The organism is Achromobacter xylosoxidans, from assembly GCF_014490035.1.
Lineage (GTDB): Bacteria > Pseudomonadota > Gammaproteobacteria > Burkholderiales > Burkholderiaceae_B > Achromobacter > Achromobacter bronchisepticus_A.
Genome location: NZ_CP061008.1, coordinates 1747031 through 1761293, shown reverse-complemented (window position 1 = coordinate 1761293; position 14263 = coordinate 1747031). Strand labels below are relative to the sequence as shown.

Sequence of the window (14263 nt, the reverse complement as noted above, 5' to 3'; positions counted from 1 at the left end):
CTAGGGGATTGCCCTAATCCTAATTTGACAACGTTACCATTAGACTGCCGCCATCAAATGATAACGTTGTCATAACCCTGATTTTTTCTTCGGCGGCCACATGAATCCCTTCCTGGAAACCCTGCTCGATACTCCACTGGACGACACCTACCGGGGCATTCCTCCGGGCGAACCCGCCGTCCCGCTGCGCGGCGTCGCAGCCCGGGGCTGGCAGCCCAGGAGCGGCAACATGGCCCTGCCCGTCCTGACGCTGGATGAGGCCGCCTTCGCCCACAACGTCGAGCAGATCTTCCAGTACGCCCGCAGCCACGGCGCGGCGCTGGCGCCGCATGCCAAGACGCCGATGTCGCCGCAGATCGTGCAGCGCCTGCTCGACGCAGGCGCCTGGGGCGCCACCGTCGCCAACCTGCAGCAGGCCGCCGTGCTGTTGCGCGCCGGCGTATCCCGCCTGATGCTGGGTAACGAGATCGGCGGCGCGGCCAGCGGCGCCCGCCTGGGCAAGCTGCTTGCAGGCTACCCCGACGCGCGCCTGCTGGCGTTCGCGGACTCCGCCGACACCGTGCGTTCGCTGGCCGCCGCGGCCGCTGAAGCCGGCCGGCCCGTGGAGGTGCTGGTGGAAGTCGGCGGCGGCCGCGCGGGCGCGCGCGACGATGCCGCGGTCGCGGCCATCCTGGCCGCGATCCGCGAGCAGGGCGACAAGCTCGCGCTGGCGGGCGTGGCCACCTACGAAGGCGCCGTCGCCAGCTCGGACGCGGCGCTCACCGCCAGCAATATCGCCGCGCTGATGGAGCGCGCCGCCCGCGCGTTCAAGGCAGTGCGCGCGCTGGCGCCGCACGCGCCGCTGGTGTTCACCGCGGGCGGCTCGGCCTTCTTCGACCATGTCACGCAGGCGGCCAAGGGCTGGCTGGCCGAGGACGGCAATGCCCAGCTGGTGCTGCGCAGCGGCGCCATCTTCTTCCATGACCACGGCACCTACCAGCGCGCGCTGCAGGCCATGGACGCCCGCGCGGGCTTCCAGGTCAACGGCCAGGCGCGCAACGCCGCCGCCGACTTCCGGCCGGCCCTGCGCCTGTGGGGCGAAGTCCTGTCGCGCCCGGAATCGGGCCTGGCGATCTGCGGCTTCGGCATGCGCGACGTGTCCTACGACCAGGACCTGCCCGCGCCGCTGGCCGCCTTCCGCGGCGGCGCGGCCCTGCCCGGCTGGGATATGCAAGCCCGCGTCACGCGGCTCAACGACCAGCACGCCTTCCTCGCCATCGCGCCGGACAGCGAGCTGGCGCCAGGTGACGTGATCGAGTTCGGCATCTCGCATCCCTGCACCTGTCTGGACCGCTGGCGCGTCTTCTTCGGCCTGGACGCGGACGGCCGCGTGCAGTCGGCCTACCGCACGTTCTTCGGATAAGCCATGCAACAGCTGAACTTCCAACAGATCTGGCGCTACCGCGAACAGCTCTGGGACGGCATCCAGGTCACGCTGGAGCTGACCGTCATCGCCGTGGTCGCGGGGCTGGCCATCGGCCTGGCCGGCGCCCTGCTGACGCGCCATGGTCCCAGGCCGGTCAAGCTGGCGCTGCGCGCCTATGTCGAGGTGTTCCGCAACACGCCGTCGCTGATCCAGCTGTTCGTCGTGTTCTTCATCCTGCCGGGGCTGGGCCTGCGCATGCCGCCCTTCGTGGCCGCGGCGCTGGCACTCAGCCTGTATTTCGGGGCCTACGCCATCGAGATCCTGCGCGCCGGCCTGGACTCCATTCCACGCAGCCAGATCGAGGCCGGCCATTGCCTGGGCCTGAGCACCTGGCAGGTGTACCGCCACATCGTGCTCGCGCCCGCCTTGCGCAACGTCTACCCCGCGCTGGGCACGCAGCTGGTCATCCTGCTGCTCGGCACCTCGCTGGCCTCTCAGGTATCGGCCGAGGACCTGTTCCATGCCGGCAGCTTCATCGAAAGCCGCACCTACCGCAGCTTCGAGGTCTATGCCGTGATCTGCGGCATCTATTTCACGCTGGTGCTGATCACCAAGGCCTTGCTGGCCCTGGCCGGCAGCCTGGCCTTCACCTGGCCCGTGCGCCGCTAGGAGTCGCGAGCATGCGTACGTTTACCCTGAGTGATTTCGCCTCCCTGCTCAGCGCGCTGCAATGGACCGTGGCCCTGGTGCTGATCGCGCTGGCCATCGGCGCGCCGCTGGGCCTGGGGCTGGCGCTGCTGCGCGGCCACCGTTCGGCGCCGCTGCGCTGGCTGGCCGCGGCCATGCAGCAACTGGTCCAGGGCGTGCCGCTCCTGGGCCTGCTGATGTTCTTCTACTTCGGCATGCCGGTGTTCCTGGGCATCGAGGTGCCCGCGCTGACCGCCGTCAGCGTCGCCTTCATCATCTACACGGCGGCCTTCCTGGGCCAGATCTGGTACGGCGGCATCCAGGCCGTGAAGCACGAGCAATGGGAAGCGGCCGCCTGCCTGGGTCTGTCCAAGTGGCACCAGTTCCGCCACGTGATCGCGCCGCAGGCGTTTCGCCTGTCGCTGCCGCCCACCGTGGGCTTCCTGGTGCAGCTCGTCAAGGGTACCTCGCTGGCCTCGGTGGTGGGCTTTGTCGAACTGGCGCGCGCCGGGCAGATCGCCAGCGCGGCCACCTTCCAGCCCTTGCTGGTCTATTCCTGCGTCGCGTTGCTGTACTTCGCGGCGTGCCTGCCCCTGACGATGTGGGCCCGTAACCTGGAGGGCCGCTTCCATGGCGCTCGTTGAAGTCTCCAACATCCACAAACGCTTCGGCGCCAACGCGGTGCTCAACGGCGTCTCGCTCGAGGTCAACGAAGGCGAGATCGTCACCATCATCGGCCGCTCCGGCTCGGGCAAGTCCACCCTGCTGCGCTGCCTGAACGCGTTGGAGACGGTGGACGACGGCGACATCCGCATCGGCGGCGAACGGATCCACGCCGGCATGCCCGGCCTGCGCCAGTTCCGCCAGCGCGTGGGCATCGTGTTCCAGCAGTTCAACCTGTTTCCGCACCTGAACGTGGAGCGCAACATCACGCTGGCGCCCACGCTCAACGGCAAGATCGCCAAGTCGCAGGGCCGCGCGCTGGCGCTGGACGTGCTGCGCCGCGTCGGCCTGGCCGAAAAGATCGACGCCTATCCGGCCCTGCTGTCGGGCGGCCAGCAGCAACGCGTGGCGATCGCGCGCTGCCTGGCCATGGCGCCGCAACTGATGCTGTTCGACGAAGTCACCTCGGCGCTGGACCCCGAGCTGGTGGGCGAGGTGCTGAAGGTCATGGAAGACATGGCGCGCCAGGGCATGACCATGGTGCTGGTGACGCATGAAATGGCCTTCGCCCGCAACGTCGCCTCCAAGGTCGTGTTCATGCACCAGGGCCGCGTCTGGGAACAAGGCCCGCCCGCCGAACTCTTCGCCAACCCCCAAACCCCCGAGCTGCGCCAGTTCATCGGCACGGCCGCGCCTTCCTCCCACTAAGTCATCCGCCACTGGAGTCATTGCATGAAACTGTTCGCCAAGCTGGCCGCCGCCGCGGCCGTCTGTCTCTCCCTGGCCGCGCCCGCCTCGGCCGCCGACAAACTGCAGGACGTGCTGGGCGCGGGCAAGCTGCGCGTGGGCGTGCTGATGGACGCCGCGCCCTGGGGCTTCAAGGACGCCAAGGGCGAGGCCGCGGGCCTGGACATCGACCTGGCCAAGCTCATGGCCGCCGACATGGGCGTGAAGCTGGAGCTGGTGCAGGTCACCGGCGCCAGCCGCATTCCCAGCCTGCTGGCCGGCAAGGTCGACGTGCTGATCGCGGCCGCAGGCGCCACCCCGGAACGCGCCCAGCAGGTCATGTTCTCGCAGCCCTATGCCGCGGTGAACCTGGGCGTCTACGGCGGCGCCAGCATGCCGCAGGCCAAGACCGTGGACGAACTGAAGGGCCACAGCATCGCCGTCGCCAAGGGCTCCACGCTGGACATCTGGCTCACCGACAACGCGCCGGGCGCCAAGCTGGTGCGCTTCGAGGACACGCCTTCGGCCGTGGCCGCCTATCTGGCGGGACAGTCGGAATCGTTCGCCGAGAACAGCGCCATCGCGCTCAAGGTGGCCGAGGACAACGCCGCGAAGGCGCCCGAACTCAAGTTCCTCATCCGCCAATCGCCCGCCCACGCCGCCGTGCAGCAGGGCCAGCAGAACCTGCTGAACTGGATCAATACCTTCCTCTTCACCAACCGCCTGAACGGCAAGCTGCCGGCGCTGCAGCAAAAGTGGTTCAAGGAAGCCCAGACCCTGCCGCAGATGTAAACGGCTTCATCAAAGGACTCGCATGATCAAACGCTACAAATCCGGCTCGCGCATGAGCCAGGCCGTCTCGTACAACGGCTTCGTGTTCATCGCCGGCCAGGTGGCCGACAATCGCCAGGGCTCGCTGGAATCGCAGACCCGCGAAGTGCTGGCCAAGATCGAAGCGCTGCTGGCCGAGGCCGGCAGCGACAAATCGCGCCTGCTGGCCGTGGACGTGTTCCTGCCCGCCATCGGCGACTTCGACGCCATGAACCGCGTCTACGACGCCTGGGTCGACCCCGCCAATCCGCCGGCCCGCGCCTGCGTCGAGGCCCGCCTGGCCGACCCCGACCTGCGGGTCGAAATGACCGCGGTCGCCGCGCTGCGCTAAGCGCGCCTTGCTGCGGCCTTCCGATCCCTCTTCGCGCCGCCTCGCGCGGCGCTGTTGTATCTCCCCATGCATACCGGCCTGTTTCACGACATAGATTTCGATGCCGACGGCAAGGCGCTCAGTTTCCTGGGCACCCCCTATTCGGTGGACCGTTCGCCTTACTACCAGATCAAGACGCCCATCTGCCGCATCCGCAACGGCAGCGGCCCGCGCGTGCTGCTCATGGCGGGCAACCATGGCGACGAATACGAAGGCGAAGTCGCCCTGGGCCGGCTGATCCGCCGCCTGGATCCCGCCCGCATGCGCGGCGAGGTCACCATCCTGCCGCTCGCCAACCTGCCTGCTGTGATGGCGGCGCGGCGGCGCTCGCCGCTGGATAACGGCAACCTCAACCGCGCCTTCCCGGGCGTGCCCGGCGGCACCCCAACCGAGCGCCTGGCGCACTTCCTCGAACACGAACTGTTCCCGCGCCACGACGTGGTGTTCGACATCCATTCCGGCGGCACCTCGATGGCGCACCTGCCCACCGCCCTGATCGAGCTCCAGGACTCGCCCGGGCGCATGGCGCGCGCGCTGGACCTGATGGGCTCGCTAGGCATGGGCCACGCCTTCGTCGCCGCCAATGGCCGCGATGCGCCCACCTCCATGGCGGCGGCCGCGCGCGCCGGCGCGATCGGCATCAGCGGCGAGTTCGGCGGCGGCGGCACGCTGACGCCCGCCACGCTGGCCGCCACCCAGCGCGCCATCGACAACCTGCTGCAGAAGCTGGGCGTGACCGACGCGCCCGTGCTCGGCCCGCACCAGCCCGGCGCGCCCGCCATGCAGCTGCTGGAGCTGGACAGCCACGAACAGAACATCTTCGCCACCCGGCGCGGCTGGTTCGAGCCGGCGGTGGACATCGGAGCCAGCGTGCGCGCGGGCGACGTCGCGGGCTACTACCATGACCTCAACCAGCTGGACGCGGAAGAGGAAGTCCTGCGCTTCCGGGTATCGGGTATCGTGATTTCGCGGCGGCTGCATACCGACTGCGAATCCGGCGACAGCCTGATCCAGGTTGCGCGTCCCGTCGGCCAGGCTGATATCCTGACGCCTGCCGCCTGATCCCGGAACAATCAAAAGAAACCGCATGACCCACCGGCCCGCGCCTCCTTCCGCCCCCACCTACGACGACGTGCTGCGCGTGCGTCCCGAGGGCGCCGCCGCGCCCGCGCGCGCGGCCGCCCCCGCCAAGCCGCCGCGCATCGAGGAAGTGGCCAGGCTGGCGGGCGTATCGCCCATCACGGTGTCGCGGGCCTTGCGCCAGCCCGAGAAAGTGGCTCAGGAAAAGCGCGACCGCATCCTGCAGGTGGTGGCGCAGACCGGCTATGCCTCGAATCCGCACGCGCGCGCCCTGCGTTCCGGGCAGTCCAGCGTGGTGGCGGCGTTCGTCTCCAACATCCTCAGCCAGCAGTTCGCGCTGGCCGTGCAGGGCTGCGCCGAAGTGCTGGAGCCGCAGGGCTATCAATTGATGGTCGGGCAGACCTCGTATTCCTACGCCAAGGAAACCAGCATGATCGCGTCGCTGCGCGCCTTGCGGCCCGCGGCGGTGCTGTTCACCGGCGTTATCGAGCTCGAGGAAAACCGCCAGTCGCTGCGCGAGCTGGGCATCCCCATCATGGAGACCTGGGCCTATCCGCGCGACCCGATCGATATGCTGGTGGGCTTTTCCAACTATGACGGCGGCGTCATGGCCGCGCGCCATCTGGCCGAACGCGGCTATCGCCGCGTCGCCTTCGTGGCGCGCCAGGGCGGCCGCGGCGAACTGCGGCGCCAGGGTTTCAATGCCGCCGCTGCCGAACTGGGCCTGCAGGTGGTGGCGGAACTGGCCGTGGACAATGCGCAAACCATCGCCGACGGACGCGCGGCCCTGGGCCGGTTGCTCGCCATGGGCCAGGCCTTCGACGCCGTGTTCTGCGCCAACGACCTGCTGGCGGTGGGCGCGCTGTTCGAGGCGCGCGACCGCAAGCTGGCGATTCCGCGCGACATCGCCATCCTGGGTTTCGGCGATACCGACATCGCCCGCGAAATCGAGCCCGGCCTGAGCACCATCGGCGTGGACAGCCGCAAGCTGGGCGCCCGCGCTGGAGAACTGCTGCTGCAACGCCTGAATGGCGGCGCGCCCGCCGCGCGCCAGGAAGTGTTCCCGCTGACCTTGAACCAGCGCGCCAGCGCCTAGCGTCCCCTGCGCGTCGGCAACCGGCGCGGGCTCACTCGTCGAACACGATGCGCAGGCCCGGCAAGCCGATGCCGTCGAGCCTGGTGCTCCAGGTTTCGCCCGCGTGCACCGGATAGGCCTTGGTCAACGTGCCGGTCGTGACCAGTTCGCCCGCCTGGATCGCCTCGTCGGCCGGGCGTTCCCCGACCACCTCCAGCAGATGGGCCAGCGCCGCCAGCGGACTGCCCAACACGTTGGCGCCGGTACCGGTTTCACGGCGGATGCCGTTGCAGGACAGTTCCACCCGGAAGTCCGCCAGCCGTTCGATCAGGCCCGGGCCGAGCTCGGCCGGCTCCATCAGCGGCCCGATGTACAGCGCGCCATGCAAGGCGTTGTCCGCCACGGTATCGGCGGCCTGGAACTGCCAGGCGGGATAGTGCGACTGCACCAGTTCGAACCCATGGGCGATCCAATCCACGCATTCCAATATGGCGGCCGGCTCCCGCGTGCGCGGCGGTGCACAATGGAAATGCAGCACGATCTCGGGTTCGATGCGCGGCTCGACATAGCGGCCCAAGCGGCAATGGACTTCGCCGGTGTCGTCATAGACCGCGCTGTGTTCATAGACGCGCCCCCACACCGGAAATTCCACGCCCAGCGCCGCCCACATCGCGGCGTTGGTGAAACCTATCTTGCGGCCGACCAGCAGCGCGCCTTCGGCCAGCCGCGCCTGATGGATGCGAGCAGCCACGTCATAGGCGGCATCCAGGTCGAAGCGCGGACGCCGTGCCGTGACCGGCGCAATGTAAGAGGCATGGTCCTGCGCCGCCTTGATTTCGCGGGCAAGCGCGGCGAGGTCGGAAGCTGGCATTGTGGCTCCTGAGGGTACGCTCAAATGTAAAAGAAAACCTGCCCGCACGGCGCCGCAGCCGTTATATGCTCCCCTTGACGTCCTATTTTCAGAACAGCGGGGAAGCGATGCATGACTTGAATGACCTCTATTACTTCGTCCAGGTCGTCAAGAACGGTGGCTTCGCACCCGCAGGGCGAGCGCTGGGCATACCAAAATCCCGCCTGAGCCGGCGCATTGCGCTGCTGGAAGACCGGCTGGGCGTGCGGCTCATCCAGCGTTCCACGCGCAGCTTCGCCGTGACCGAATTGGGTCAGGAATATTACGAGCAATGCCTGTCGATGCTGGCAGGCGCGGAAGCCGCCCAGGAAGTCATCGACCGCACCCGCGCCGAACCTGCCGGCACCATACGCTTGAGCGCGCCGCCTGCGCTGATCTACTACTTCCTGGGCGACCTGGTGGCCCGCTTCATGGTCCGCTGCCCCAAGGTCCACGTTTACCTGAAGAGCTTCAGCCGCCCCGTGGACGTGCTGCGCGAGGGCTTCGATATCGCCGTGCGCGTGCGCTTCGGCCCCATCGAGAGCAGCGACCTCATCATGAAACCGCTGGGCATGAGCTGCCAGTGCCTGGTGGCCAGTCCGGCGCTGGCGCGCAGCATCAAGCTGCCTGCGGATCCGCAAGCCCTGAACGAACTGCCCACGCTGGCCTTGGGAACGGAACAGCGCGAATCCCATTGGCGGCTGGACGGGCCGGACGGCGCGCGCATCGTCGTGCCGTTCACGCCGCGGCTGGTGACGGATGACATGCTGGCGCTGAAGCAGGCCGCCTTGCGCGGCGTGGGCGTGGTCGCCCTGCCCCTGCTCATGATTCGCGACGAACTGGACGCAGGCACCCTGGTGGACGTGGGCGCCCCCTGGCAGCCGGAAGCGGGCAGCGTGCACGCCATTTTCCCGTCCCGCCGCGGCCTGCTGCCCGGCGTGCGGGAGCTGCTGGATTTCCTGAGCTCGGAGTATCAGGACGTGGCCAAGCGCGAACACGACACGCAAGTACGCCACAAGCTGCCAACCTTGAAGTAGCAGCATGCTCGCGCAGCGTCCGACGAGTGGGACGCAGAAACCCATTTTTCCTGCCTACCCAGCCGCCCGCGTTGCTCCTAGGATGATTAGCCCCACGTCACCAGGAGCACACCATGAGCGTCCCCGCCAACTTCAATGGCCAGCGCCCCGTCATCGATCCCAACGATGCGGTCATGTTGCTGATCGACCATCAAAGCGGCCTGTTCCAGACGGTTGCCGACATGCCGATGACCGAGCTGCGCTCGCTCGCCGGCGCGCTGGCTTCCATGGCCACCCTGGCGAAGCTGCCCGTCATCACCACGGCCTCCGTGCCGCAGGGCCCCAACGGCCCGCTGATTCCCGAAATCCATGAAAACGCCCCGCACGCGAAATATGTCGCGCGCAAGGGCGAAATCAATGCCTGGGACAATCCTGAATTCGTTGCCGCGGTCAAGGCGACCGGCCGCAAGACCCTGATCATTGCCGGCACCATCACCAGCGTCTGCATGGCGTTCCCCGCCATCAGCGCGGTGGCCGAGGGCTACAAGGTCTTCGTGGTGGTCGACGCCTCGGGCACCTACAGCAAAATGGCCCAGGAAATCACCCTGGCGCGCGTGGTCCAGGCCGGCGTCGTGCCCATGGACACGGGCGCCGTCGCAGCCGAACTGCAAAAGACCTGGCACCGCGAAGACGCGGCCAAGTGGGCCGAGGTCTACACCAAGATCTTCCCGCCCTACCAGTTGCTGATCGAAAGCTACAACCGGGCCCAGGAAGTCATCAAGAAGGGCGAACAGCTCGACTCGCAACGTTGAGTCCGCCCGGATGTTCCCCGCGCGCCGCAGGGCGCGCAATTCCCTCATGGAGTATGCAATGACCAAGCCCTATGTGAAACTCGACAAGACCCAGGCCGCGGTGCTGCTGGTCGACCACCAGGTGGGCCTGCTGTCCCTGGTCCGGGACTTCCAGCCCGACCAGTTCAAGAACAACGTCCTGGCGCTGGCCGACCTGGCCGACTATTTCAAGCTGCCCACCATCCTGACCACCAGCTTCGAAGACGGCCCCAACGGCCCGCTGGTGCAGGAACTGAAGGACAAATTCCCCAAGGCGCCCTACATCGCCCGCCCGGGCAACATCAACGCCTGGGACAACGAGGACTTCGTCAAGGCCGTCAAGGCCACCGGCAAGAAGCAGCTGATCATCGCCGGCGTCGTCACCGAGGTCTGCGTGGCCTTCCCGGCGCTGTCGGCCCTGGAGGAAGGCTTTGAGGTGTTTGTCGTGACCGACGCGTCCGGCACCTTCAACGAGGTGACCCGCAATGCCGCCTGGAGCCGCATGGAACAGGCTGGCGCGCAACTGATGAGCTGGTTCGGCGTGGCCTGCGAGCTGCACCGCGACTGGCGCAACGACATCGAAGGCCTGGGGACGCTGTTCTCCAACCACATTCCCGACTACCGCAACCTGATGGCGGCCTACTCCACCGTCAAGGGCAGCAGGTAAGGTCCCCGTCGGCCGCGCCCAGGCGCGTGACCGGCTGGCGCGGACTTCCACGGCGGCGCGCACCGGGCGCGCCGCCGTTTCATTTCTTGCGGGCGAACGGGTAGGCCTGCTGCGCCAGGAACGTGCCTGGCATGTCGTTGTCCAGGATGCCGTAGTTCTCGGGCAGGCGCTTGCTCACGCCGCGCACCGCCGTGCCGAACGCGTAATCGATGAACGAGAAGTGGGCGGCGTAGTTGCGGTCGATGGCCTCGGTATCCGAGGAGTGGTGCCAATGGTGGAAGTCCGGCGTCACGATGATGTAGCGCAGCCAGCCCCAGGGCAGCCTCACGTTGGAATGGATCAGCACCGCCTGGAAGCCGACGATGATGATGTAGGCGTCCAGCACCGGCTTGGAAAAGCCCAGCGCGAACAGCACGCCCAGCACCGCGACCCGCGTGATCAGCAATTCGACGATGTGCAGCCGCGAACCGGCCAGCCAGTCCAGGGTGCGGGTGCTGTGGTGCACCGCATGGATGCGCCACAGGAACGGCACCTCGTGATAGGCGCGATGCGCCGCGTACTGCACCAGGTCAGCCACCAGCACGGCCAGGAACAGCTCCACCAGGTAAGGCAGCGACACGATGGCCTGTTGCAGCGGCTCGTAGGCCGCCCAGGAAAACAGCCGGTGCACGAAGAAGTTGATGCACAGCAGCACCGCCCCCACCGACAGGTGGTTGAACAGGAAGTGCTTCATGTCCACCTGCCATTCGCCGCGGAACACCGGCTGGCCCGGATACAGCGGGAACAGCTTCTCGAAAATGATGAAGACGGTGCTGGAAGCCAGCAGGTCCAGGATGAACCAGTCCAGGCCCAGGTAGGGATGGTGGCCGGTGTTGGACGTGGTCACCACCACGTTGCTGCCGCCGGCGGCCACCGCGCCGCACACCAGCACGAAAGCGGCGATGTTCAGCCAGCGCTGCCGGCCCAGCACGGTGTTGGCCAGCGCGATGGTGCCCGAAATCAACAGCGCGGTGAACAGCAGGCCCCGCATCGCGTCCACGTTGTAGAAGCTGCGCAGCTCCGGCGTGGTCAGGTAGGCGGGGAAGTGAAACGCCAGGACGCCCAGGACCGCCAGGATCGCCAGGAACAGCGCGATCACGCCGCTCATCATGCCCGTACCCGGGTGGATCCTGCCGTCCTGCTTGAAAAGCTGTAAGACCTGGCGAAGGATGGACGCGCGCTGATTCATTTCAAATTTATGGCAGACCACGGGGAAGCGAGTTTATCGCCGGGGACGGATCTCAATGTAATAAAACGTGATCAGGCGCGACAGAATGGCGTCCCTGCCCCCACTTTGCGCGGTATCAATTCTCAGACGGAAGGCATGCACCCGGATGGTTGACAAGGGCGCGGGGTTGGCGTGTCATGGAATCGAAAGCTTTATGGATCATCAGGTTCCCCGGTTTCCCGCAGTGCCCATCAACCGGTTCTTTAAAGAGGCCCCTATGTTCCCTGAATACCGCCACCTCATTACCCAACTGAAATCCGAAAACGCGCATTTCTCCGCGCTGTTCCAGCGTCACAATGACCTGGACCAGGAAATCAAGAACATGGAGGCCGGTATCCAGCCGGCGTCGGGCAACGAGGTCGAAGTGCTCAAGAAGGAAAAACTGCACCTGAAGGACAAGCTGTACGGCATCCTGCGCGCTGCCGACCAGGGCGGCAGTTGAACTGTTCCACACCGGCTCCAATCCCGCCCCCTTGACGACCGCCGCGTACTTCGCCATTTCTGTCCGGAAGTACGCGACCGTCTGCTCTGGCGGCATCAGGACGATCCTGTTGTTCTGAGCCGCCATCGCCTGCCACACCTCTGGCGAGTTGACTGCGCCCCGCCCGGCTAGGGCTCCACCAGCGTAAAGGCGTCGCTGCCCGCCATGCGCGACATCTCGTCGATAATGCGGCGCGACAATTCCAGCACCAGCGGGCTGCGCGGCTCGCCCGCAATCGTGACCATGCCCAGGCTGTAGCCGATGCGCGGCGCAAAGGGCTTGCAGATCACGCCCATGTCCTGGCACAGGCGGGCGAACAGACCATTGACCACGGACACGCCAATGCCGCGCGCCACCAGGCGGCAGGCCATTTCCACCGCGTGCACTTCGGCGCGGATCTGCGGCACCATCCCGCCCTGGCGGAACACGTGGTCGATCTGCTGACGCAATAGGCGCTGGCGTCCCAGCAGCACCATGTCGACGCCGATGAGATCGCCCGGCCCGACCTCGGGCAAGGCTTCCAGCGCATGGCCCGGCGGCACGATGCACACGGCATCCGTGTCCAGGCGCGCCACCGTTTCCAGCCCCGAATTAAGGGTTGGCGAACGCACCAGCGCCAGATCGGCCTCGCGCCCCAGCACCGCGGCCTCGCTGGTTTCGTAGGTGCCGACCAGCACTTCCAGCGCCACATCGGGATGATCGTTCAGAAAGGACTCGGCCACGGCCGGCATGACGGTCTGCGCAACCGAGCTGGGCAATTGCACGCGCATCAGCGTGCGCCGCAGTCCGCCCAGGCGCAGCTGGTTGACGTGGCGTTGCAGTGAATTGGCATCGAGGATCATGTTCTGCACATCCGGCAGCAAGGCTTCGGCCTCGCTGCTCGGATGCAGGCGCCCCTTGCGCCGCAGGAACAACGGCAGCCCCAGATCGGACTCGAACTGGCTGAGCAGGCGGCTGACCGCTGGCTGTGACGTTCCCAGCCGCTGCGCGGCCTCTATGGTCGATCCGGTGGTCATGAAGGCCACGAAGGCCTCTAGCTGCTTGAAATTCATTGTTGTCGCGGGCGCGCCGGCGGCGACGCGTTGCCCAATACCTAGGGTTAGCACCAAATTTGGCGAAATTCACATAGACGCATGCCGGCCCGGCATACGGTTGCCAAGGCCCCATGTTGATTGGAACATGCCGGCAACCGCGGATTCTGCCCATACACGAATCCGCAATCAATCCGTATTAGCGCCGAATCGCAAGGAGCCAAAATGCGCGCTGCTGTCCCACGCCCCTCCTGTCGCCGCGCCGCGCCATGACCGCGTTCATTATCCGCCGGCTCTGCCAAAGCGTCGTGATCCTGGCCTTGACGTCGCTCATCGTGTTCGCCGGCGTCTATGCCATCGGCGACCCCATCGAAATCCTGGTGCCGGCCGACGCCTCGCAAGCGGAAATCGCCCAGGCCGTGGCGTCGCTGGGCCTGGATCTGCCGCTCTATCAGCAGTACCTGAAATTCGTCGGCAACGCGCTGCATGGAGACCTGGGCACGTCCTTCGTCTACAACCAGCCCGCCATCCAGCTGATCCTGCAACGGCTGCCCGCCACGCTGGAACTGGCTTTCGTCGCCCTGCTGCTGGCCCTGGCCATCGGCCTGCCGCTGGGCCTGGTCGCGGGCCTGAAGCCTGACTCGGCGCTGGACCGCGGCATCATGACCGGCTCCATCCTGGGCTTTTCGCTGCCCAACTTCTGGCAGGGCATCATGCTGGTGCTGATCTTCTCGGTGACGCTGGGTTGGCTGCCATCCACCGGGCGCGGTCCCACCGGCGAACTGCTGGGCATCCAGACCAGCCTGGCGTCCTGGGACGGCATCCGCCACCTGATCCTGCCAGCGCTGAATCTGGCGTTGTTCAAGATCGCTCTCATCGTGCGCCTGACGCGCAGCGGCGTGCGCGAGACCATGCCGCTGGACTACGTGAAATTCGCGCGCGCCAAGGGCCTGCGCGAATCGCGCGTGATCTACATGCACGTGCTGAAGAACATCATGATCCCCATCGTGACCGTCGTCGGCATGGAGTTCGGCTCGATGATCGCGTTCGCCACGGTCACCGAGACCATCTTCGCCTGGCCGGGCGTGGGCAAGCTCATCATCGACAGCATCATGAAGCTGGACCGCCCCGTCGTGGTCGCCTATCTGCTCATCGTGGTGACCATGTTCATCCTGCTCAATCTGCTGGTGGACATCATCTACTCCGTCCTCGATCCCCGTGTCCGCGTGGGGGCCGCCGAATGAA

Annotated in this window: 16 protein-coding genes; 13 read left to right on the top strand and 3 right to left on the bottom strand. The window is 66.8% G+C overall.

Features of this window, described 5'->3' with window-relative positions; genetic code table 11:
• Window positions 1-100: 100 nt before the first annotated feature.
• The 8 genes from IAG39_RS08080 (at window position 101) to IAG39_RS08045 (ending at window position 6858) form a co-directional block, all read left to right on the top strand.
• The gene (locus IAG39_RS08080; protein ID WP_187523976.1) at window positions 101-1402 is read left to right on the top strand and encodes an alanine racemase; all 1302 of its coding nucleotides are present in this window, start codon (window positions 101-103) and stop codon (window positions 1400-1402) included.
• A 3-nt stretch (window positions 1403-1405) separates the two neighbouring features.
• The gene (locus IAG39_RS08075) at window positions 1406-2074 is read left to right on the top strand and encodes an amino acid ABC transporter permease (RefSeq protein WP_118933731.1); all 669 of its coding nucleotides are present in this window, start codon (window positions 1406-1408) and stop codon (window positions 2072-2074) included.
• Between the two features lie 11 nt (window positions 2075-2085).
• Window positions 2086-2736 (top strand): amino acid ABC transporter permease, encoded by a 651-nt coding sequence (locus tag IAG39_RS08070; RefSeq protein WP_054457830.1) that lies wholly within the window; start codon window positions 2086-2088, stop codon window positions 2734-2736.
• A complete protein-coding gene (locus tag IAG39_RS08065; RefSeq protein ID WP_118933730.1) occupies window positions 2723-3463 on the top strand; it encodes an amino acid ABC transporter ATP-binding protein in 741 nt (246 codons plus the stop codon). The genes IAG39_RS08070 and IAG39_RS08065 overlap by 14 nt, the downstream gene beginning before the upstream one ends.
• Window positions 3464-3487: 24 nt before the next feature.
• Window positions 3488-4273 carry a transporter substrate-binding domain-containing protein gene (locus IAG39_RS08060; RefSeq protein ID WP_059379547.1) on the top strand — a complete coding sequence of 262 codons (786 nt, stop codon included), beginning with the start codon at window positions 3488-3490 and terminating at the stop codon, window positions 4271-4273.
• Between the two features lie 22 nt (window positions 4274-4295).
• Window positions 4296-4643: a RidA family protein gene (locus IAG39_RS08055; protein WP_054457833.1), complete on the top strand. Its 348-nt coding sequence runs from the start codon at window positions 4296-4298 to the stop codon at window positions 4641-4643.
• A 66-nt stretch (window positions 4644-4709) separates the two neighbouring features.
• Window positions 4710-5744, top strand: coding sequence for a succinylglutamate desuccinylase/aspartoacylase family protein (locus tag IAG39_RS08050; protein ID WP_118933729.1), 1035 nt, complete (start codon window positions 4710-4712; stop codon window positions 5742-5744).
• Between the two features lie 25 nt (window positions 5745-5769).
• Window positions 5770-6858 (top strand): LacI family DNA-binding transcriptional regulator, encoded by a 1089-nt coding sequence (locus tag IAG39_RS08045; RefSeq protein ID WP_059379550.1) that lies wholly within the window; start codon window positions 5770-5772, stop codon window positions 6856-6858.
• A 31-nt stretch (window positions 6859-6889) separates the two neighbouring features.
• Here IAG39_RS08045 and IAG39_RS08040 read toward each other — a convergent pair whose 3' ends face one another.
• The gene (locus IAG39_RS08040) at window positions 6890-7708 is read right to left on the bottom strand and encodes a 2-keto-4-pentenoate hydratase (protein ID WP_059379551.1); all 819 of its coding nucleotides are present in this window, start codon (window positions 7706-7708) and stop codon (window positions 6890-6892) included.
• A 107-nt stretch (window positions 7709-7815) separates the two neighbouring features.
• On the opposite strand from IAG39_RS08040, the gene IAG39_RS08035 reads away from it, so the two are divergent.
• The 3 genes from IAG39_RS08035 to ycaC all read left to right on the top strand — a co-directional run bounded on the left by IAG39_RS08035 (window position 7816) and on the right by ycaC (window position 10239).
• Window positions 7816-8763 (top strand): LysR substrate-binding domain-containing protein, encoded by a 948-nt coding sequence (locus IAG39_RS08035; protein WP_059379552.1) that lies wholly within the window; start codon window positions 7816-7818, stop codon window positions 8761-8763.
• Between the two features lie 113 nt (window positions 8764-8876).
• Window positions 8877-9554: a hydrolase gene (locus IAG39_RS08030; protein ID WP_054457838.1), complete on the top strand. Its 678-nt coding sequence runs from the start codon at window positions 8877-8879 to the stop codon at window positions 9552-9554.
• 58 nt (window positions 9555-9612) lie between these two features.
• Complete coding sequence (gene ycaC / locus IAG39_RS08025; RefSeq protein ID WP_118933728.1) at window positions 9613-10239, top strand: isochorismate family cysteine hydrolase YcaC; 627 nt, start codon at window positions 9613-9615, stop codon at window positions 10237-10239.
• 79 nt (window positions 10240-10318) lie between these two features.
• On the opposite strand, the gene IAG39_RS08020 is transcribed toward ycaC, so the two are convergent.
• Complete coding sequence (locus IAG39_RS08020) at window positions 10319-11467, bottom strand: sterol desaturase family protein (RefSeq protein ID WP_059379554.1); 1149 nt, start codon at window positions 11465-11467, stop codon at window positions 10319-10321.
• A gap of 256 nt (window positions 11468-11723) precedes the next feature.
• Between IAG39_RS08020 and IAG39_RS08015 the strand changes: the two genes are divergently transcribed.
• Window positions 11724-11948 (top strand): YdcH family protein, encoded by a 225-nt coding sequence (locus IAG39_RS08015; protein WP_013395499.1) that lies wholly within the window; start codon window positions 11724-11726, stop codon window positions 11946-11948.
• Window positions 11949-12115: 167 nt separating this feature from the next.
• Here IAG39_RS08015 and IAG39_RS08010 read toward each other — a convergent pair whose 3' ends face one another.
• A complete protein-coding gene (locus tag IAG39_RS08010; protein ID WP_118933727.1) occupies window positions 12116-13039 on the bottom strand; it encodes a LysR family transcriptional regulator in 924 nt (307 codons plus the stop codon).
• A 248-nt stretch (window positions 13040-13287) separates the two neighbouring features.
• Here IAG39_RS08010 and IAG39_RS08005 point away from each other — a divergent pair, with 248 nt between their 5' ends.
• Window positions 13288-14262 carry an ABC transporter permease gene (locus tag IAG39_RS08005; RefSeq protein ID WP_059379556.1) on the top strand — a complete coding sequence of 325 codons (975 nt, stop codon included), beginning with the start codon at window positions 13288-13290 and terminating at the stop codon, window positions 14260-14262.
• Window position 14263 lies beyond the last annotated feature (1 nt).

Bases quoted from the DNA above. Each gene is read 5' to 3' on its own strand.
- IAG39_RS08075 (WP_118933731.1), top strand. From the start codon at position 1,406: ATGCAACAGCTGAACTTCCAACAGATCTGGCGCTACCGCGAACAGCTC.
- IAG39_RS08080 (WP_187523976.1), top strand. From the start codon at position 101: ATGAATCCCTTCCTGGAAACCCTGCTCGATACTCCACTGGACGACACC.
- IAG39_RS08055 (WP_054457833.1), top strand. From the start codon at position 4,296: ATGATCAAACGCTACAAATCCGGCTCGCGCATGAGCCAGGCCGTCTCG.
- IAG39_RS08040 (WP_059379551.1), bottom strand. From the start codon at position 7,708: ATGCCAGCTTCCGACCTCGCCGCGCTTGCCCGCGAAATCAAGGCGGCG.
- IAG39_RS08020 (WP_059379554.1), bottom strand. From the start codon at position 11,467: ATGAATCAGCGCGCGTCCATCCTTCGCCAGGTCTTACAGCTTTTCAAG.
- IAG39_RS08065 (WP_118933730.1), top strand. From the start codon at position 2,723: ATGGCGCTCGTTGAAGTCTCCAACATCCACAAACGCTTCGGCGCCAAC.
- IAG39_RS08035 (WP_059379552.1), top strand. From the start codon at position 7,816: ATGCATGACTTGAATGACCTCTATTACTTCGTCCAGGTCGTCAAGAAC.
- IAG39_RS08060 (WP_059379547.1), top strand. From the start codon at position 3,488: ATGAAACTGTTCGCCAAGCTGGCCGCCGCCGCGGCCGTCTGTCTCTCC.
- IAG39_RS08070 (WP_054457830.1), top strand. From the start codon at position 2,086: ATGCGTACGTTTACCCTGAGTGATTTCGCCTCCCTGCTCAGCGCGCTG.
- IAG39_RS08050 (WP_118933729.1), top strand. From the start codon at position 4,710: ATGCATACCGGCCTGTTTCACGACATAGATTTCGATGCCGACGGCAAG.
- ycaC (WP_118933728.1), top strand. From the start codon at position 9,613: ATGACCAAGCCCTATGTGAAACTCGACAAGACCCAGGCCGCGGTGCTG.
- IAG39_RS08015 (WP_013395499.1), top strand. From the start codon at position 11,724: ATGTTCCCTGAATACCGCCACCTCATTACCCAACTGAAATCCGAAAAC.
- IAG39_RS08030 (WP_054457838.1), top strand. From the start codon at position 8,877: ATGAGCGTCCCCGCCAACTTCAATGGCCAGCGCCCCGTCATCGATCCC.
- IAG39_RS08010 (WP_118933727.1), bottom strand. From the start codon at position 13,039: ATGAATTTCAAGCAGCTAGAGGCCTTCGTGGCCTTCATGACCACCGGA.
- IAG39_RS08005 (WP_059379556.1), top strand. From the start codon at position 13,288: ATGACCGCGTTCATTATCCGCCGGCTCTGCCAAAGCGTCGTGATCCTG.
- IAG39_RS08045 (WP_059379550.1), top strand. From the start codon at position 5,770: ATGACCCACCGGCCCGCGCCTCCTTCCGCCCCCACCTACGACGACGTG.